Origin of the sequence: Streptomyces koelreuteriae, from assembly GCF_018604545.1 — a bacterium.
GTDB classification, from domain to species: domain Bacteria; phylum Actinomycetota; class Actinomycetes; order Streptomycetales; family Streptomycetaceae; genus Streptomyces; species Streptomyces koelreuteriae.
Genome location: NZ_CP075896.1, coordinates 5,839,950 through 5,858,150, shown reverse-complemented (window position 1 = coordinate 5,858,150; position 18,201 = coordinate 5,839,950). Strand labels below are relative to the sequence as shown.

Genomic DNA, 18,201 nt, shown 5'->3' with positions numbered 1-18,201 from the left:
GTCCGGGGCGCCTTGAGAACACCAGCACGAAAACGGAGAGCGGAGAGCACCCCCATGCCGCACTGGTCGGTCTACACCGGCAGGAACGAGCCGCACGACGGCATCGACCACCTCCCCGTCCCCCCGCCCTGGCGCGACTTCGACGGCGGGCCCGCCCTGCCGCCGCCCGGCGACGCCGACGACGCCACAGCCGTCTCGCCCGACCGCCTGCACCGGGCCAAGTCCTATGTGGCCACGGCGGAGAGCGTCCGGCTCGTCAACGCCGCGCTGTGCCTGCGCCGCCCCCTGCTCGTCACCGGCCCGCCCGGCACGGGCAAGTCCTCACTGGCGTACGCAGTGGCGCGCGAGCTGCGGCTCGGCCCGGTGCTGCGCTGGAACATCACCAGCCGCAGCTCCCTGTCCGACGGCCTCTACCAGTACGACCCGCTGTCCCGGCTGTACGCGGCCCGGGAGCGGCAGGGCCGGGAAGAGCGGGACCGTCCGGCCGCCGGCGATGTCGAGGACCATCTGCGCCTCGGCCCGCTCGGCACGGCCCTGCTCCCCTACGACCGGCCCCGGGCCCTGCTCGTCGACGAGATCGACAAGAGCGACCTCGACCTGCCGAACGACCTGCTGAACGTCCTGGAGGAGGGCCAGTACGAGATCCCCGAACTGGTCCGCGCCGCCCGCCACTCGGACGATACGGCGGCCGAGGTCCTCGCCGACGGCACCGACACCCCCGTCGCCGTCCGGCGCGGCCGGGTCCGCTGCCGGGCCTTCCCGTTCGTCGTACTGACCAGCAACGGCGAACGCGAGTTCCCGCCCGCCTTCCTGCGCCGCTGCGTCCGGCTGAAGCTGCGCCGCCCCGACCGCGAGCAGCTCACCGAGATCGTCCGCGCCCACCTCGACACCCCGGACGCCGCCGCCGACCGTCTCATCACCCGCTTCCTGGAGCGTGCGGGCGGCGGCGAACTCGCCACCGACCAGCTCCTGAACGCCCTCTACCTCACCGGAGTCTCCGGCCTGGACGCGGCGTCCCGTGACGACCTCGCCGAGCAGCTGATGCCGTATCTCAGCGCGACGGCCGACGGCGATGGCTTCTGACCCCGAGCGGGAGCGCCCTCAGCCGGACCGGGCAGGCGCCGCCTCGGGCGCCCCCGGCGGCGGCCCGTCGGCGGTCAGCGACCACGCGGCCGGAACTCGGCCCCCACACGCCGATCGCGAGGCGCGTGGCGGCCCCTCGCCGGTCGGCGACCGCACGGCCGGGTCCCGGCGCGCACCCGCCGATCGCGAGGCGGGGCGATCCCCCGTAGCCCGCCTGGCCGCGGCACTGTCCGCCGCCGGTGCGTCGCCCACACCCCGGGAGCTGGCGGAACTGCTGTGGCTGGCGGGCCTGTTGGAGGCCGACGGGACGTCTGGGGAAGACCCCCGGCCCGAGCTGCCCACGCCGCGCACCACGCCCGAAGAGCCTGCCGAGGCCGACCCCCCGGCCGCTCCCGTGCCACCACCCCCCTCCGAGCCTCCCCCGACCGCCCCGGCGACCGACCGCGTCCCCCTGCACCTGCCCGCACCACGCGCCCCGGGCCCCGCCGAGGGGGACGGAACCGGAGGCGGTTCCCCCCTGCTCGCCCCCGCACCCCCGATGCTGCCCCACCCGCTCGCGCTGCAGCGTGCCCTGCGCCCGTTGCAGCGCAAGGTGCCCTCCCCGCATCTGCGCGTGCTGGACGAACGGGCGACGGCCGACCGGATCGCCCGGCTCGGCGCCCACCCCGACATCTGGCTCCCGGTGCTGCGCCCGGCCCCCGACCGCTGGCTGCGGCTGAACCTCGTGCACGACATCGGCCCCACCATGCCGGTCTGGCGCCCTCTGGTGAGCGAACTGCACACGGCCCTCGCCCAGTCGGGCATCTTCCGTACGGTCACCCTGCATCCGGCCACACCCGACGGCCGGGCCCGCCAGGTCCCCGTCCTCGACGACGGCCGTACGGTCACCCTCGTCGTCAGCGACTGCATGGGCCCGCAGTGGCGCCCCGGCGAGGCGGGCGAGCGCTGGTACCGCACACTGCGGCACTGGGCCCGCCGCATGCCGCTCGCCGTGGTCCAGCCCCTGCCGGAACACCTCTGGCCGACCACGGCACTCCCCGCCGAACCGGGCCTGCTGACCGCGCCGTCCACGGCGGCGCCCTCGGCGACCCTCGCCTTCGCCCCGTACGAAGCCACGCCCGCCCCCGACCGGGCCCTGCCCCTGCCGGTGCTGGAACCGGGCGCGCCCTGGCTCGCCCACTGGGCGGCCCTGGTCTGCGACCCCGGCGGCGTCCGCACCCCGGGCGCGGCGGCCTGGCTGCCGCCCGCCCCCGCGCCACCCGCCGAACCGGTCCCCGACCTCGCCTCGGCGTCCCCGGAGGACCTGGTGCTGCGCTTTCGCGCGACCGCGTCCCCGGAGGCCTTCCGTCTCGCGGGGCATCTCGCGCTGGCGGTGCCCTCGGTGCCGGTGATGCGCCTCGTCCAGCGCACCGTGGACCGCGACCCGCACCCCCGGCATCTCGCCGAGGTGATCCTCAGCGGCATGCTCGCGGCAGCCCCGGGCCCGCCCGGCTCCTACGAATTCCGGCCCGGCGTACGGGAGTTGCTGCTGCGCTCCCTGCCGCGCACGGCCCGGGGCCGGACCCGGGAGTTCCTCGAACGGGTCGGCGGTCTGATCGACGAACGCGCGGGGCTCGCGGCCGGGGAGTTCCGGGCCGAGACGGACGGCGGACAGAACGGCTCGGGCCCGGCGTTCGCGACGGTGAGCGAGGAGACGGTACGGCGGCTGGGCGGGCCGGGCCTCGGGACCACCCGGGCCGAACCGGAGCGGACGGCGCCCGAAGAGGCCGCCGGCCCCACGATCCTCTTCGAGGCAGACGACCTCACCGGTCACCCCGAGGCGCGCATCACCCTCGAGTACGCGGTGCACGAGATGCTCTCCCGGGGCGCCCTCGCCGCCCACCAGACCGACGTCCGGGTCCGCGGCAACGGCTACGTGGTCCACACCGAGCCCGGCACCTACGTCCTGCCCGTGCTGGTCGCGGTGGTGCGCTGGCTTCCCGAGGTGCTGACCGGGCTCGTGGACCCGCCACCCCTCACCGTGACGTTCTGGGACGGACCCACCCCGCCGGAGGTGACGGCGCCCGTGAACGCCGACCTCCAGGTGGTCGTCTCCCCTGCCGTGTACGAGCAGTTCGCCGGCAGCTCGGCGGCCCAGGGGCCCCGGCGCTTCCAGCCGCTCTACCAGGGCGGCGCCACGGACACCCCGCCCGTCGCCTGGTACTGCCCGCTGTCCCCCTCCACGGCCCCGGAACCCGAGGACCGCGACCTGGTGCGGGGGCCCTTCATCACCCACGATCTGCGCCGGCTCGGCATACCGGCCCCGGGGCGCACGGCCGTCGTCCACACCCAGCCGGACGGGCCGCTCACCCTCCTCAACCCCGCCAGGCCGCACGGCGCCCGGCCACCGCGGCACGTCACGTACTACGAGGTGGACCTCACCACGCGCCAGTCCCACCACCGGGTCTCCCTGCCCAGCTCCGGCAAGGGCGCCTTCGCCGCCGCGGTCGAGCTGTCCTGGCACGTGGACGATCCGGTCGCCTTCGTGCGCGGCGAGGTCGCCCGGGTGTCGGAGCCGCTGCTGGAGCATCTGCTGGAGGAGGCGGCCAGGATCACCCGTAGGCATCCGCTGCGCCGGGCGGGCGCGGCCCAGCGCGCGGTCAACGCCGGGCTGCGCCGCTGGCCCGTGCCGGGGCTGTCGGTGACGGCGTCGGTGCAGCTCGCCCCGGAGGGGGCGGCCCTGCCCGCGCCGCAGGGCCCGGCCCCGTCGGCGCGCCCGCTGTCCGCTCTCCTCGGCGACGCCGAGAGCGTGCTGCTGGGCTTCGACGGTCCGGTGGCCCGCCTGTTCTCGGCGACCACCGCGCGCGAGGCCGCCCTCGACCTGCTCGCCCTGGTCGCCGAGCACCGCGACCCGAAGGACACCGTGGGCGGGGCGGGTCCGGAGACGTTCGTCCATCCGCTGGACGTCCTGCGGGCGTTCGCCCACGACCGGCTCGGCCCGCTGCTCCGGGACCGCCTGGACCAGCTCGAACTGCTGGCGCTCCCCGCCGCGCCGACCACCCACAACTGTGTGCCGCTGGTCCGCGCCCTGCACGACTGCGGACGCCGTGTCAGCGTGGTCACGGACGTGGGCGCCCCGGCCGTCCACCGCTACCTTCAGCCCTACCACCTCCCCCTGGCCGGGGTCCACGGCCGCGGCGAGGACCTCGCCCTGCTGACCCCGCACCCCGACTGTCTCCTGCGCGCGATGCACTCCTCCGGCGGCGCGGCCGCGACCGGTGTGCTCATCGGCTCCACGGTCGCCGAACTCACCGCCGCCCAGCAGGCCGGCCTGCGCTTCATCGGCCTCGCCCGCAACGCCACGGCCGCCCGGCACCTCGGCGAGGCGGGCTGCGAGACCACCGTCACCTCCCTGGCCCCCCTCCTGGAGGCCGCGCGCTCGCTGCGGTCGTAGCCGCGCCGAACCCCCCGTTCGGCGGCACCCCACCCGGCCCCCTCGGAAAGGCGGCCCCGGCCCCTTGCGCGCACGATGGCGAGGGAGGCCCGCCGTCTGGCGGCCCTCCACGGTCTGCGCTCTCGGGAGGACCTGCCATGACCGCCAGTCTGGAGCAGTTGCGCCGCTGCCACTTCGCCGTCGACCTGGGTGCGGCCCGTACGCGCGTCTACGTCAAGGGCGCCGGGCTCGTCGTCGACCAGCCGTCCGCCGCCGCCGTGAACACCCGCACCGGCGCCCTGATCGCGGTCGGCGAGCTCGCCGAGAAGATGACGGGCCGTACACCGCACTACATCCGGGTGGTCCGGCCGGTCTCCGGCGGCACGGTCGTGGACATCGAGATGGCCCAGCGCATGCTGCGGCACCTGCTCGGCGACAAGATGCGCCGCAGCCTGCGCCGCAAGCCGATCCTGCGCGCCGCGGCCTGCACCCCGCACGACGCCGATCCGCTGGCCCAGCGCGCCGCGATCGAGACCCTGGTCGGTCTCGGGGCCCGCCGGGTGGAGCTGGTCGACACGCTGATCGCCGCCGCCGTCGGCTGCGGGCTGCCCGTGGAGCAGCCCGAGGCCACCATGATCATGGTGTGCGGGGCGGCGGCCACGCAGGTGGCCGTGCTGTCCCTGGGCGCGATCGTCACCGCGGAGCGCATTCCGGTGGGCGGCGAGGCCGTCGACCACGCGATCGTGCAGCACCTGCGTCACCAGCACGAGCTGATGCTGCCGAGCCAGTCCGTACGGCCGTTGCAGCTGGCCCTGTCCGGCAACGGCCTCACCCCGCACGGCCCGGCTTCCACGGAGATCCACGGCAGGGACGTCGCCACCGGCCTGGCCCGCTCGGTCCAGGTCGACACCGCCGCCGTACGGGACGCCATCCAGACGCCGCTCACCGCGATCCTCGACGGCATCGGCAAGGTGCTGCGGGACTGCCCGCCCGACCTGGTCGCCGACCTGGGCGAACGGGGCATCATGATGGTCGGCGGCAGCGCCCTGCTGCCGGGCCTGGACGAGATGCTGCGCGAGGCGACCGGGATGCCCGTGCGCATCGCCGAGCGCCCGGACGTGTGTGCCGTACAGGGCCTCGGCGCCATGCTGGAGGGCAAGATCGAACCGCTGGCGCTGGATCCGCTGGGCGCCTGAGCCGCCCCGGGTCCGTCAGCGGACGAACCAGCAGCGCACCGTCGTACCGCCGTCGCCCCGGTGCACCCGCACCAGGTCGGCGATCAGGTTGACCAGGAGGATCCCGCGCCCGCCGCGCTGGTCACGGGGGACGGGCCGGCGCCCGGCCAGAACGTCGGCGAGCCGTCCCCCGTCGCGCACCTCGCAGACCACGTACCCGTCCTCGGTCCACATCCGCAGCACACCCGAACCACCGCCGTGCACCACGCTGTTCGTGGTGAGCTCGGCCGTGGCCAGGGCCAGGTCGTCCAGCTTGACGCCGGTCAGTCCGAGCCGCGCCGCCTCGCCGACGGCCACGTGCCGGGCCGGGGAGAGCGAGTCGGAGTCGAAGGGGAACGTCAGCGCGTCCGGCACGGGCGGCAGCGGCTCGTTGTAGCGGTCGACGACGGCCCAGGGGGCGTACGCCTCGCTGTCCTGCTCCGCCCGGGAGCCGGAGGGGATGACGGTGGGGTGGGTGGCGTGCGCGTCGGCGAGGACGTGCTCGGGGAGTTCCTGGACGTCGTAGGGACACAGGATGGTCGCCGTACGGCCCCGGAAGGCCGCGTTGATGAGCGCCTCGTGCTGGGCGCAGGCGGGATACTCGGTGGCGGAGCGCCCGGCCCAGACGGGCTCGCCGATGATGCGTACCCGGCGGCCGGACGGCTGGGCGTCGGCGAACGCGCGGAGCACGCCCGGGATGATCCGGCCCGGGTTGCGCCCGGCCTCCCGCATGTCCAGGAACCTCACGGCGTCCGCGGCCTCGCCCAGGGCGTCCCGGATGAGCGCGAGGTTCTTGCCGGGCACCGCGACCGCCACGGGCTCGCCGGCCGCGAGGCCGTCGCGCACGAAGGGCACGGTGCCGTCGAGGTACTCCTGCTCGTCCCGGTAGAAGAGCGCGGGGTGGACGAAGGGGGCGAGGGGCCCGAAGGGCTCGGTGAGGGCGGTGGTCATGACGTCGACACCTCGATTCCCTCCTGGTCGGGCCACAGCAGATCCAGCGTCCGTCGCAGGGCCGGCGGCGGTCGGCGCACCACGAACCTGCGGCCGTCCCTGAGCTGCCCCGCCGCGGCCGCGAGCGCGCCGGCGCCCGCGACGTCGACGAACGTCACGTCGGACAGCTCCAGGTAGTACACGTCCTCATCCTCGCGAACGGCCTGCTCCAGTACGCCTTCCCAGATCGCGCGGGTCGTCAGGCCGACTTCTCCCGCCGCCCTGACCCCCTGCCGCCCGGCCAGCGGAAACACCGCCAGGCCCGGCACGCGGGGTCCGGCGGCAGGCACCTGATATGGAGTGTTCAAGCCCCTCTCCCCACGCTCGCGGACCACAGCGCTCGTACCCGCCCGGGAAAAACCCATGCCCCCGAAGCGGGTGTAGTACGCCGTGAGGCGGGCAGGCGCACGTCACACCGACGTCCACCGGGGGGGCGACGTGATCGTTGCACAGTCCGGCGGGGACCGATGACGACCGACGAGGACCGACAGGGCGGTGACATGACGTCAGCGGCATCACCACACCTCACAGGAGGGCTGAACACCCTGGTCATCAGTGGCCGCGTCGACGCGGACCGGGCCGAGCTCACCCCGCGCGGTGAGCTCGTCCAGGGCTGCGCGGACATCCTGGCGAGAACCCTGGCCGAGCTGCCGGCCACGATCACCCGGGTCGAGCTGGACATGGGGCGCGTGCACTTCATGGACACGGCCGGGCTGCGGTTCCTGGACGTGCTGGGCGACTACGGCCGTCAGCGTGCGACGACGACGATCACCACCACGAACTGGAACGGCCAGCCGCGCCGGATCCTGGAACTGGCCGGCCTGGACACCACGGACCCGCTGCGCACCGCGCCCCACGACCCGGCCGCCTCGCCCCTCTCCGCGGTCGCCCTGGAACGCGCGGAGCGCCTGCACGTCCTGCAGTCGGAGGTCGAGCAGCTCCGCCAGGCCATCGCCTCCCGCCCGGTCATCGACCAGGCCCGCGGCATCCTCATGGCCACCCACGGCTGCACCTCCGACCAGGCCTGGCACATCCTCCGCGAGACGTCCCAGCTCTCCAACACCAAGCTCCGCGACGTGGCCGCCGCGGTCACCGCCAGCGCCCAGTCCGACGGCCCTCCCCCACCCCCCGAACTCCGCACAGCCCTGAACAAGGCCCTGACCCGCCACCACCACAACTGACGACGGGCCCGGGACCCACCCACAGGGGGTACGCCGCGGCAGCCGCCTGTCGGACCAGACCCCGGACAAACCCCCCTCCCCCGCAGCAACCCACTTGATCAGCGCAATACCTGGACGTACCGCTCTCGTTGTGAGCGATGTGCCTCCCGCGACCCCAGACCCGGCAGACCGACGCACGACCGCCGCTCGGACGGTGATCGGCGACGACCCGGCGCTGCGGGCGGCCTACCGGCTGTGCCGGGTCCGGACCAGGCGGGAGGACCCCGCGGAGTACGCCCTGATCCAGCTGGTGCCCGCCCCGCTGCGCCCGGCGCTGCACGCCCTGTGGGCGGCGGCCAACGCGCTGGACGACCTGGGCGACGACCGCACCGCACCGGCGGCCGACCGGGCCGTCCGGGTCGAGGAGTGGATCAGCGCCCTGCACCGCGAACTGCCCACCGGCACCAGCCAGGACCCCGTCCGCCACGCCCTCGTGGACACCGCGGGCCGCTGGCGCCTGGACCTGTCGGAACTGCAAGCCGCCATGGTCCAGGTCCAGGAGGACACCGAGGGCAGGCACTTCACCGACTGGACCGAGTGGCGCACCTGGGGCCGGGACAACCTGCTGCCCTGGTTCGGCCAGGTCCGCACGCTCTTCGACCGGGCCGGGGTGCCCGTGGCGCTCCGGCTGGACACCCGGGAGACCTACGAGGAGTTCCTCGACGGCGTCCGGCTCACGGACATCCTCACCGACCTGTCCGCCGACCTCGCCCAGGGCGACCTCCTGCTGCCCGGCGAGGCCCTCGACAACCACCCCGGATCCGCCGCCGACTTGGCGCACCGCCGCTGGAGCCCCGCCGTGTCCGCCCTGGTCACGGAGCTGACCGGGCTGGCGCGCCGGTGGGTGACCCAGGAGAGCCTCAGCCGCGGCATGCACCCCGGCCCCGCCACCGTCCTGCACACGATGGCGGCCCTGCTGCGCGCCCAGCTCGACGCCATCGACGCCGCCGGACCGGGCGTACTCCAGGCCCCGCCCCGGCCCGCGCCCCTCACCCGCGCCCGGATCCTCGCCCCCGCCCGGGCCCGCGCGGCCCTGGCCTGGAGCCTGACCCCCCTGACGGTGCCGCCCGCACACCAGCCCGCCCACGGCAGACGCCCCGCCCTCACCCGCCCGGCCCCCACCACGGCGTTCCGCTCCCCACCACCCCACCCGACCGGCGAACGCCCTCCGGAGATCCCGCCCGTCCATCTGCCCGCCCACGTCGCCGTGATCATGGACGGCAACGGCCGCTGGGCCCAGCAGCGGGGCCTCCCCCGCCACGAGGGTCACCGCGCCGGCGCCACCGCCGTCCGCGAAGTGGTCCACGGCGCCCTGGACATCGGCCTACGGCACCTGACGCTCTACACCTTCTCCACCGAGAACTGGCACCGCGACACCGAAGAGGTCGACGCGATCCTCGACCTCCTGCGCGGTGAACTGACCGACGACCCCTTCCGCGACCTCGACGTCCGCCTGACCTGGCACGGCCGCCCCGGCCGCCTGCCGCCCGACCTGGTCGACCTCCTCCACCTCCGGGAGCGCACCACCCGCTCCCGCACGGGCCTGACCCTGACGATGTGCATCGACTACGGAGGCCGGGACGAACTCACCCGAACGGCCGCCGCCCTGGCCCGCCGCACCCGGGCCGGCCACCTGGATCCCGACCTGATCACCGAGGACGACTTCGCCCGGCACCTCCCCCGCCCCGACCTGCCGGACGTCGACCTGCTCTGGCGCACGGGCGGCGAACACCGCGTCTCCAACTTCCTGCCCTGGCACACCGCCTACGCCGAACTCCACTTCACCCCCGCCCTCTGGCCCGACACCGACCGCCGCGACCTCTGGCACGCCCTCACCACCTACACCCACCGCCAACGCCGCCACGGCACGACTCCGGCCACCACGGGTCCACTGGAATAGACGCGTGAGCCTCCACGAGGCTCAGGTCGACCGCGCGGGAGTAGCCGCCAGGCTGGCGAGGAGTTTGAGGCGGTCTTCGGAGGTCGTGCCCGGTTCGGCGGTGTAGAGGCTCAGGTCGTGCACGGCTCGGGGGGAGACGGGCAGGTCCAGGGAGTGGAAGGTCAGGTCCAGGAGGCCGACCTCGGGGTGCTGGAGCCGTTTGGTGCCCTCGTGGCGGATGCGGACGTCGTGCGCGGCCCACATGGTGCGGAAGTCGGCGCTGGCCGTGGACAGTTCACCGATGAGTTCGCGCAGGGCCCGGTCATGCGGTTCGCGCCCGGCCTCGGCACGCAACAGCGCCACGGTCATGGCGGCGCCGGAGGCCCAGTCGACGAAGAAGTCCTGTGAGCCCGGGTCGAGGAAGTGGTAGCGGGCGAAGTTGGCGCGGCCCCGCGAGTCGGCGGTGGGGCTGGCGAACATCGGCGCGTGCAGGGCCCTGGCCAGCGGGTTGGTGGCGACGACGTCCAGGCGGCCGTTGCGTACGAAGGCGGCGGACAGGGCGACGGAGTCCAGCAGCCACTGGATGCGGGGCGGGACCTCGACGTCCCTGCGGCGGGACGGCGTGCGCCGGGCGGGCCGGGCGGCGCGTGCCAGGTCGAACAGATAGGTGCGTTCGTCGTCGTCCAACTGCAGGGCCTGGGCGACCGCGGCGAGCACGTCCTCGGAGACGCCGCTGATGTGGCCCTTCTCCAGGCGGGTGTACCACTCGGTGCTCACCCCGGCGAGCACGGCGACCTCCTCGCGCCTGAGCCCCGGCACCCGGCGCCGGGCACTGGTCGGCAGCCCGGCCCGCTCCGGCGTGATCTTGGCGCGGCGGCTGGCGAGAAAGTCCCGGATCTCCGTGCGGTGGTCACTGCTGTGGTCGGCCATGCGTTCCACGGTAGCCACCGCGGGGTGCGGAGGGAGGTTGAGCTTGTACCCCCCATAAACGCAACCTTCTCCACCCGCCGCAGGGCCGGTTTCGTGGGTTCCGCACACCGGACAGCACCCCACGGAGTTGATGCATGAGTACGCGAGGAGCGACCCTCCACGCCCCCGCCGAGACCGTACGGGCCGACAACCCCGAGCCTTCGTCCGCCCGGCTGCCGCTCGTCGTCCACGTGCTCGCGCTCGGCACGTTCCTGATGGGCACCACCGAGTTCGTCGTGGCCGGCCTGCTGCCCGAGATCGCGGGCGATCTGCGGGTCGGCGTGGCCCGGACCGGGCTGCTGATCACCGTCTTCGCCGTCGGGATGATCGTCGGCGCCCCGCTGATGGCGATGCTGACGCTGCGGCTGCCCAAGCGGCTGACCCTGATGCTCGCCCTGGGCGTCTTCGCCGCCGGGCACGTCGTCGTGGCGCTCGGCTCCAGCTTCAGCCTGCTGCTGGCGGCACGGTTCCTGACCGCGATCGCCACCGGCGCGTTCTGGGCCGTGGCCAACGTGGCCGCCGCGCACGCCGCGGGCCCGGCCGCCCGCTCCCGCGCCCTCGGGGTCGTCGGGGCCGGAGCGATGCTCGCCAACGTCGTCGGCGTACCGCTGGGCGCGTTCGCCGGGCAGCTCATGGGCTGGCGGGGACCCTTCTGGGCCCTGGCCGCCGCCTCCGCCGCGGCCATCGCGCTGATCGCCCGCACCGTCCCCGACGACGGCCCGGACCGGTACACGGGCTCGATCCGCTCCGAGCTGACCGCCCTGCGCTCCGGCCGCCTGTGGCTGGTCCTGGCCGCCTGCGCGACCACGACCGGCGGTGTCCTGGCCGCGTACTCCTACATCGCGCCCCTGCTGACCGACCGGACCGGTCTCGCCGCCGGGCTGGTGCCGCTGGTCCTCGTCGGCTTCGGCGTCGGAGCCCTCGCGGGCTCGATCATCGGTGGCCGTCTGGGCGACCGCCGCCCCCACACGGTGACCGTCGTCGCCGCCGCGGGCGCCGCCCTCCTGCTGATGGCGATCGTCCTGCTGGCCGGCTCCGCCCCGGTCACGGTCGTCCTGATCGGCCTGCTGGGATTCTTCGGCCTCGGCGCCAACCCGGTCCTGATGGCCCTGGCCGTCCGCTACGCGGGCCGGGCACCCACCCTGGCCTCCGCCCTGACCGTCTCGGCGTTCAACCTCGGCACCGCCGCCGGCTCCTGGACCGCCGGACTCACCCTCGACTCCGGCCTCGGATCCACGGGCCCCGCCGTCGTCGGCACCGCCGTCGCCGCCCTCACCCTGATCCCCACCCTCACCCTCGCCCTGCGGCGGCACCGCCGCACCGGCGCCGCCTCCCGGAGTGCGGCCTCCGTCCACGCCGACCAGGCCTGACCCGCTCGTCCGACCAGCACGACAACACTGGAGCACCTCATGCGCGCGACCCTCCTGTACGGCGCCGGCGACATCCGCGTCGAGAACGTCCCCGACTCCGTCATCCAGCACCCCACCGACGCCCTGGTCCGTATCACCGCGTCCTGCGTCTGCGGCAGCGACCTGTGGCCGTACGGCTCGATGAAGCCCGAGGACGGTCCCGCGCGGATGGGCCACGAGTTCATCGGCGTCGTCGAGGACACCGGCTCGGAGGTGACCACCGTCAAGCGCGGCGATCTCGTCGTCGCCCCGTTCGCCATCTCCGACAACACCTGCGCGTTCTGCCGCGCGGGCCTGCACACGTCCTGCGCCCACGCCCAGGCCAACTTCTGGGACGGCGAGGCGGACGAGGGCGGCCAGGCCGAAGCGGTCCGCGTCCCGCTCGCCGACGGCACCCTCGTCAAGCTCCCCGTCGCCCCGGACTCCGCCCTGATCCCGTCCCTGCTGACGCTCTCGGACGTCCTCGGCACCGGCCACCACGCCGCCGTCGCGGGCGGTGTCGATCAGCGCACCCGTGTCACCGTGATCGGCGACGGCGCGGTCGGCCTGCTCGCGGCCCTGTCCGCCAAGCGCCTCGGCGCCGAGCAGATCATCCTCATGGGACGTCACCGGGCGCGCACCGACCTCGGCCGCGAGTTCGGCGCCACCGATGTCGTCTCCGCCCGCGGCGAGGAGGGCGTGGCGGCGGTCCGCGAGCTGACCGGCGGACACGGCACGCACGTGGTCCTCGAGTGCGTCGGCAACATGCCCGCCTACGAGCAGGCCCTCGGCGTCGTCCGCCCGGGCGGTGTGATCAGCCGCGTCGGCGTTCCGCAGTACGAGGAGGCACCGGTCGGTTTCGGCAGCCTCTTCCGGCACAACATCCGCCTGGCAGGCGGCCCCGCACCGGTCCGCGCCTACATCGAGGAGCTGATGCCCGACATCCTCGACGGCACCATCGAGCCCGGGAAGGTCTTCGACGCCACCACCGACCTCGACGGCGTCCCGGGCGGCTACCGGGACATGGCCGACCGCAAGAGCCTCAAGGTCCTCGTCGAGAACTGACCCGACGCCCGTAGAGCCCCCGGCCGCCCCGGAGCACGCCGCGGCCGGGGGCTTTCCGCAGGCCACCGGCCACCCGGCGCGGGACGGGCGTGGCCCCTCGCCGGGTCTGCGCCGGCCCGCACGGGGTACCCCGTGGCCCGGCAGCCGTGGCCGAACGGACGCGGGAACGGGAGCGGGAGCGGGAGAGACGATGGGCGAAGCCGCTGCGGGAGCGCAGCGTGTACAGGCGGCATCCCAGGACTGGCCGGCCCGGGTGCGGCGATGGTTCCTCCGGGCGGGTTCGGACGGGCACGAGCGGCACACCCTGGCCCTCATCGGCAAGTGCACCCTCGCGGCCACCGTCGCCTGGGTGATCGCGCGCGATGTGATGGCCGCGCAGTCACCGGCGTTCGCACCGTTCTCCGCGGTGCTGATCATGCAGGTCACCGTCTACCGGTCGCTCGTGCAGGCCCTGCGCTACGTCGGCGCGGTCACCGTGGGCGTGGGACTGCAGGGAGTGCTGGGCCTGGTGGCAGGCCCCCACCTGCTCACGTTCATGCTGGTGACCCTGGCGGCCCTGGCGATCGGACGGTGGCGGCCGCTGGGCTCGCAGGGCTCCCAGGTCGCCACCGCGGCGTTCTTCTCCTTCTCCACCTACGTCGCGGCCACCAGCGACTCCCAGCGCTGGTCCCAGCTCGGGCAGATCATCGTGCTGGTGCTCATCGGCTGCGGCGTCGGCGTCGTGGTGAACACGCTGGTGCTGCCTCCCCTGCGCTACCGCAGCGCCGAGTACGGCATCCACACCCTCGCCCACTCGCTGTGCGACCTGGTCGGCGACATGTACCCGGCGCTGCGCGAGGGGAAGCTGGAGGAGGAACGCACCCGGCACTGGCGCCGGCGCGCCTCCGATCTGGCACCGATCGTGCAGCAGGCCCAGTCCTCGGTCCACACCGCCTGGGAGAGCACCCTCTACAACCCCGTGCGCCTACGGCGCCGTCATCGCCACCGCACCTCCTTCGACGGCTACCAGGCCGTCGTCGACGCCCTGGAACGCGTCTCCCACCAGGTGGCCTCCATGACCCGCAGCCTCGACCGGTGGCGCACCGACGCCGACTCCAGCCCCGGCCACGTCGACTTCGCCCGCTCCTACGGCGACTTCCTGGCCTCCCTCGCCCGGATCGCCGAGTTGCTCAGCCAGGTCGACGAAGACCGGCTGCGCGACCAGGCCGACGAGCTGTGCGAGGCCGCCGCCGAGGCTCAGCGGTGCCGCGACCGGCTGGAGGAGGAGGCCCGCGCCGGCTCCCTCCCGCTCAGCGACCCCGCGCAGCCGTACGGCATCCTCATGGCCGAGGCGTCCCGGCTGACGGACGAGTTCCAGCACACGTGCGACGTCCTCAAGCGGGGCGTCGACGAAGCCCACGCCACCACCACGACCGCCGCGGCGGGAAGCGAGCACGGCCGGGCCCGGTGAGACCGGCGGCGCCGGCCGGGTCGGTCACACCCCGCCCGTGTGCAGTCCGGCGTCGCGGGCGAGGAGCGCCGCCTGCACGCGGTTGTCGCAGTCGAGCTTGGTCAGGATGCGGCTGACGTAGGTCTTCACGGTGGCTTCGCTCATGTGCAGCCGCCGGCCCGTGTCCGCGTTGGACAGGCCCTCGCCGAGCAGGGCGAGGACATCGCGCTCCCGTGCGGTCAGTCCGTCGAGGCGGCGCGTGGCCTCCTCCGCGCGGGCGGTGGCCGTCGGGGAGGCGAGGGCGTCCGCCACGTGCCGGGTGGCCGCGGGCGAGAGATAGGCGTTCCCGGCCGCCGCCGCCCGCACCGCGTGGATCAGCTCGTCGGGCGCGGAGTCCTTGAGCAGGAAGCCCGCGCCGCCGTGGCCGAGCGCACGCAGTACGTTGTCACGCTCGCCGAACGTGGTGAGGATCAGCACCCGTACCCGCGGCGCGGCCCGGCCCAGCTCGGCCAGGGCCGTCAGCCCGTCCATCACGGGCATCTGGATGTCCAGCAGGGCCACGTCGACGGCGGTCTCACGGGCGTTGCGCACCGCCTCCCGGCCGTCACCGGCCTCGGCGACCACGTCGATGTCGTCGGCCGAGTCGAGGATCATCCTGATGCCGGCCCGGATGAGCGGCTCGTCGTCGGCGACGAGGACCCGGATCACACGGCCTCCTGCGCGGTGTCGGTCGGAAAGCGGATGGCATGGCCTCGCCATCATGCCTTGATCCGACCGGGTGTATCGCGCGGACGGCCCTACGGCGCGGGCCGGTTCACGTCCCGGCCCAGCGGATCAGCCACGCGGATCAGCCCCGCGGATCAGCCCCGCGGATCAGCTCTCGTCCTTGAAGGTCTGCTTCGCCACCAGCTTTCCGTCACGGAAGCAGAACCGGAAGACGGTCGAGAGGTCGTCGGGGTCGTCGGACGCGAAGTGGCGGCAGGTCGCGCCCTTGGGTGTCCGCGGGCCCCCGTCCCCCAGATCCGCCGTCAGGATCGAGTCCCCGTCGGGCAGTTCGGCCTGCACCTCGGCCTCGGGATCGCCGGTCTTCGCCGACTCGTACACGCTCACCGGGATCGTGGACTTCTCCACCTCGTCCATCAGCGCGCTCACCCCCCAGATGCCGAGGCCGATCACGCTGACGACGAGGACTACGGCGGTGACGGCGCAGCCGATGGCCACGTTTCTCTTGCTGCTCATGATGGCGGCGAACTCCCCGTGCTGGTCGGAACGGTCGATGACCGCTCCACTGTTGCCCGCCGGCCATGCGCCCGGCTGTCCCCCAAAGTCGTCGTCCGGGCCGACGATGGTCGCGACGCCCGGGCGGGCCGCGAGTTCGCCGCGGCGGGGCCCGGTCTCGCCGTGCCCGGTGCCGTAGGGAAGCATCCCGGCGATGCGGAAGCCGCCGTCCGAGGTGGGGCCGGTGTGCACCATGCCGCCGATGAGCCGGGCCCGCTCCCGCAGGCCCGCCAGTCCCTGACCGCCGCTGACCACCGCGGGCGCGTCCGGCGCCCCGGCCGACGCGGGCCCGTTGGCGACCTCCACCACCAGGCTGTCCGGCTCGTAGCGCAGGGCGAGCGTGATCGGAGCGCCCGGGGCGTGCTTGTGGGCGTTGGTCAGTCCCTCCTGGGCTATGCGGTACGCCGCGTGGTCGGCGGCGGGCGCCAGGGGCCGGGCGGCGCCGGACCGCCGCAGTTCCACGGTCGCGCCCGCGGCCCGGGACGTCGCGACCAGGCCGTCGATGGAGGCCACCGCCCGAGTGAGCGGCCGCCCGCCGCCCGAGGCAGACGAGTCCCCGGCACCCTTCCCGGCAGGCTCGGTGCGATCCTCGACCGCGTTCCGGTCCTGCCGGTCCTGCCGGGCCTGGGAGTCCTCCGGCTCCTCCCGGTCCTCGTGGAGGATGCCGACGGCCTCGCGCAGCTCCCCCATCGCGGCCACGGAGGCGTCGCGCAGGATCCGTACTCCTTCCCGCTGGCGGTCGGTCAGATCCGGATCGACCTGCAGGGCGCCCGCGTGCACGGAGATCAGGGCGAGTTGGTGACCGAGGCTGTCGTGCATGTCCTGGGCGATGCGGCCGCGCTCCAGCAGACGCGCCTGCCGTGCCACCATCGCCTGCTCCCGCACGAGCTGGGCGTTGTTCCGCCGCAGCGCGTCCAGCAGTGAGCGGCGTTGCGCCCGGTAGCGGGACACCAGCCCCGGCACGATCCCCAGCGTGAGGAACGCCGCCGCGCTCAGCGCGGCGGTGATGACGGGCAGCGACAGTCCGGAGTGACTGCTCTCCTCATGGACGGACAGCGCGGTATGGAGGACGAGCGCGGCGGCGAACGCGGCGACCACCCGCCCGGGTCTGACGATGCGGCTCCCCGCCGACCAGCTCACATAGACCATCAGCGGCACCGCCGACAGCAGTACCGCTGCCGCGCCGGCGGAGACGACCAGCACCGTCGACGGCAGCGCGCGCCGGGCCAGCGACAGCACGGCAACGCCCGCCACGACAGCGAAGGTTCGCAGACCGAGACCGGCGCTCGTCGCTTCGGACAACACCGCGCACCCGGCGAGGGCGGCGGTGAGCACGATCTCCCCGGCGATCCTTCCGCGGCTCCAGGGGGATGCGGCGGCAAGCCGGGCACGGAGCGGCCGTACGGCGCGGGCGGTGTGTGCTTCGTCCAGTTCCACGGGCCGACGATAGTCAGCGCCCGGAAGCGCGGCATCATCCCTGCGTCGTGGAGGCGAACGACGAAAGTCGACAACGACGGGTGCGCCGGACGCGACTTCCGGGGACTGCTTCGAGCGGCCCGTAGCGGTGACGATGGCTCAGGCGGGCAGTTCACACAACGGGGGCCCGCACCAAGGATGAAGAGGCGGGAGCCGTCACGTGGACAACGCACAGCTGCAGACGCACGATCGGTTCGGCGTTCGCCAGAAGACGACCCTCATGGCCAACCAGTACGTGGTGACGGCGGCCCGCCCCGACGGCTCGGCCGGCTCCGACGGCGAGGTCGTCGCCTTCGCACAGCAGAAGCGGATGGCGCTCAAGGAACAGGTGACCCTCTACACCGACGAGTCCAAGGACCGCGTCCTGTGCACCTTCGAGGCCGACCAGGTCCTCGACATCGGTGCCGTCTACACCGTGCGGGACGAAGAGGGAAACCCCATCGGCTCGTTCCGCAAGAAGTCTGTCGCCTCCTTGCTGCGCTCGACGTGGGTCCTGGAGCAGCCGGGCACGATGGAACTCGCCGGGCGCGAGCGCAATCTGTTGGTGGCCGTACTGCGCCGCGTCTGGGAGTTCATTCCGGTCACCGATTTCGTGCCGTTCATATGGCCGTACCACTTCGATTTCACCGAGGGCGGCAAACGGTTGATGGCGTTCGACAAGAAATTCGGGCTGCGCGACCGATACGTGCTCGACATCGCGGCCCCCACCCTCGACCGCCGCCTCGCCATCGCCCAGGCCGTGGCACTGGACGCCCTGCAGTCACGCTGAGGACGAGATCCGAAGGGATCCGAAGGGAA

General features: G+C 74.1%; 14 protein-coding genes. 9 read left to right on the top strand and 5 right to left on the bottom strand.

Translation table 11 applies throughout. From position 1 onward, the window contains the following. Positions 1 to 54: 54 nt before the first annotated feature. The 3 genes from KJK29_RS26385 (at position 55) to KJK29_RS26375 (ending at position 5,691) form a co-directional block, all read left to right on the top strand. Entirely contained in the window at positions 55 to 1,083 is a 1,029-nt protein-coding gene (locus KJK29_RS26385) for an AAA family ATPase (protein WP_215121611.1), read from the top strand. Beyond that, a complete protein-coding gene (locus KJK29_RS26380) occupies positions 1,073 to 4,516 on the top strand; it encodes an SAV_2336 N-terminal domain-related protein (protein WP_251057947.1) in 3,444 nt (1,147 codons plus the stop codon). The genes KJK29_RS26385 and KJK29_RS26380 overlap by 11 nt, the downstream gene beginning before the upstream one ends. A 137-nt stretch (positions 4,517 to 4,653) precedes the next feature. Beyond that, complete coding sequence (locus KJK29_RS26375; protein WP_215121610.1) at positions 4,654 to 5,691, top strand: rod shape-determining protein; 1,038 nt, start codon at positions 4,654 to 4,656, stop codon at positions 5,689 to 5,691. Between the two features lie 15 nt (positions 5,692 to 5,706). Here the strand turns inward: KJK29_RS26375 and KJK29_RS26370 are convergent, their stop codons facing one another. Together KJK29_RS26370 and KJK29_RS26365 are read right to left on the bottom strand one after the other, a co-directional pair. Beyond that, positions 5,707 to 6,660 carry a sensor histidine kinase gene (locus KJK29_RS26370; RefSeq protein WP_215121609.1) on the bottom strand — a complete coding sequence of 318 codons (954 nt, stop codon included), beginning with the start codon at positions 6,658 to 6,660 and terminating at the stop codon, positions 5,707 to 5,709. Further along, entirely contained in the window at positions 6,657 to 7,007 is a 351-nt protein-coding gene (locus tag KJK29_RS26365) for an STAS domain-containing protein (RefSeq protein WP_251057946.1), read from the bottom strand. The genes KJK29_RS26370 and KJK29_RS26365 overlap by 4 nt, the downstream gene beginning before the upstream one ends. Positions 7,008 to 7,199: 192 nt before the next feature. On the opposite strand from KJK29_RS26365, the gene KJK29_RS26360 reads away from it, so the two are divergent. Next, on the top strand, positions 7,200 to 7,880 hold the full coding sequence (locus KJK29_RS26360; RefSeq protein WP_215124466.1) for an ANTAR domain-containing protein: 681 nt from the start codon (positions 7,200 to 7,202) through the stop codon (positions 7,878 to 7,880). A 193-nt stretch (positions 7,881 to 8,073) separates the two neighbouring features. After that, positions 8,074 to 9,819, top strand: a complete 1,746-nt coding sequence (uppS, locus tag KJK29_RS26355; protein ID WP_215121607.1) for a polyprenyl diphosphate synthase — start codon at positions 8,074 to 8,076, stop codon at positions 9,817 to 9,819. Positions 9,820 to 9,840: 21 nt separating this feature from the next. Here uppS and KJK29_RS26350 read toward each other — a convergent pair whose 3' ends face one another. Further along, complete coding sequence (locus KJK29_RS26350; RefSeq protein ID WP_215121606.1) at positions 9,841 to 10,728, bottom strand: helix-turn-helix transcriptional regulator; 888 nt, start codon at positions 10,726 to 10,728, stop codon at positions 9,841 to 9,843. Between the two features lie 134 nt (positions 10,729 to 10,862). On the opposite strand from KJK29_RS26350, the gene KJK29_RS26345 reads away from it, so the two are divergent. From KJK29_RS26345 to KJK29_RS26335, 3 genes are all read left to right on the top strand, one after another. Continuing rightward, entirely contained in the window at positions 10,863 to 12,137 is a 1,275-nt protein-coding gene (locus tag KJK29_RS26345; RefSeq protein WP_215121605.1) for an MFS transporter, read from the top strand. A 39-nt stretch (positions 12,138 to 12,176) separates the two neighbouring features. Then, positions 12,177 to 13,220: a zinc-dependent alcohol dehydrogenase family protein gene (locus tag KJK29_RS26340; protein WP_215121603.1), complete on the top strand. Its 1,044-nt coding sequence runs from the start codon at positions 12,177 to 12,179 to the stop codon at positions 13,218 to 13,220. Between the two features lie 190 nt (positions 13,221 to 13,410). Further along, positions 13,411 to 14,670 carry an FUSC family protein gene (locus tag KJK29_RS26335; protein WP_215121602.1) on the top strand — a complete coding sequence of 420 codons (1,260 nt, stop codon included), beginning with the start codon at positions 13,411 to 13,413 and terminating at the stop codon, positions 14,668 to 14,670. 24 nt (positions 14,671 to 14,694) lie between these two features. Here the strand turns inward: KJK29_RS26335 and KJK29_RS26330 are convergent, their stop codons facing one another. After that, positions 14,695 to 15,357, bottom strand: coding sequence for a response regulator (locus KJK29_RS26330; protein ID WP_215121601.1), 663 nt, complete (start codon positions 15,355 to 15,357; stop codon positions 14,695 to 14,697). A 165-nt stretch (positions 15,358 to 15,522) separates the two neighbouring features. After that, complete coding sequence (locus KJK29_RS26325) at positions 15,523 to 17,358, bottom strand: sensor histidine kinase (protein ID WP_215124465.1); 1,836 nt, start codon at positions 17,356 to 17,358, stop codon at positions 15,523 to 15,525. A 265-nt stretch (positions 17,359 to 17,623) separates the two neighbouring features. On the opposite strand from KJK29_RS26325, the gene KJK29_RS26320 reads away from it, so the two are divergent. Next, on the top strand, positions 17,624 to 18,172 hold the full coding sequence (locus tag KJK29_RS26320) for an LURP-one-related/scramblase family protein (RefSeq protein WP_215124464.1): 549 nt from the start codon (positions 17,624 to 17,626) through the stop codon (positions 18,170 to 18,172). Positions 18,173 to 18,201: the final 29 nt, after the last annotated feature.

Excerpts from the sequence above, each read along its gene's own strand:
- KJK29_RS26385 (WP_215121611.1), top strand. The coding sequence starts at position 55 with ATGCCGCACTGGTCGGTCTACACCGGCAGGAACGAGCCGCACGACGGC.
- KJK29_RS26380 (WP_251057947.1), top strand. The coding sequence starts at position 1,073 with ATGGCTTCTGACCCCGAGCGGGAGCGCCCTCAGCCGGACCGGGCAGGC.
- KJK29_RS26375 (WP_215121610.1), top strand. The coding sequence starts at position 4,654 with ATGACCGCCAGTCTGGAGCAGTTGCGCCGCTGCCACTTCGCCGTCGAC.
- KJK29_RS26370 (WP_215121609.1), bottom strand. The coding sequence starts at position 6,660 with ATGACCACCGCCCTCACCGAGCCCTTCGGGCCCCTCGCCCCCTTCGTC.
- KJK29_RS26360 (WP_215124466.1), top strand. The coding sequence starts at position 7,200 with ATGACGTCAGCGGCATCACCACACCTCACAGGAGGGCTGAACACCCTG.
- KJK29_RS26350 (WP_215121606.1), bottom strand. The coding sequence starts at position 10,728 with ATGGCCGACCACAGCAGTGACCACCGCACGGAGATCCGGGACTTTCTC.
- KJK29_RS26345 (WP_215121605.1), top strand. The coding sequence starts at position 10,863 with ATGAGTACGCGAGGAGCGACCCTCCACGCCCCCGCCGAGACCGTACGG.
- KJK29_RS26340 (WP_215121603.1), top strand. The coding sequence starts at position 12,177 with ATGCGCGCGACCCTCCTGTACGGCGCCGGCGACATCCGCGTCGAGAAC.
- KJK29_RS26335 (WP_215121602.1), top strand. The coding sequence starts at position 13,411 with ATGGGCGAAGCCGCTGCGGGAGCGCAGCGTGTACAGGCGGCATCCCAG.
- KJK29_RS26320 (WP_215124464.1), top strand. The coding sequence starts at position 17,624 with ATGGCCAACCAGTACGTGGTGACGGCGGCCCGCCCCGACGGCTCGGCC.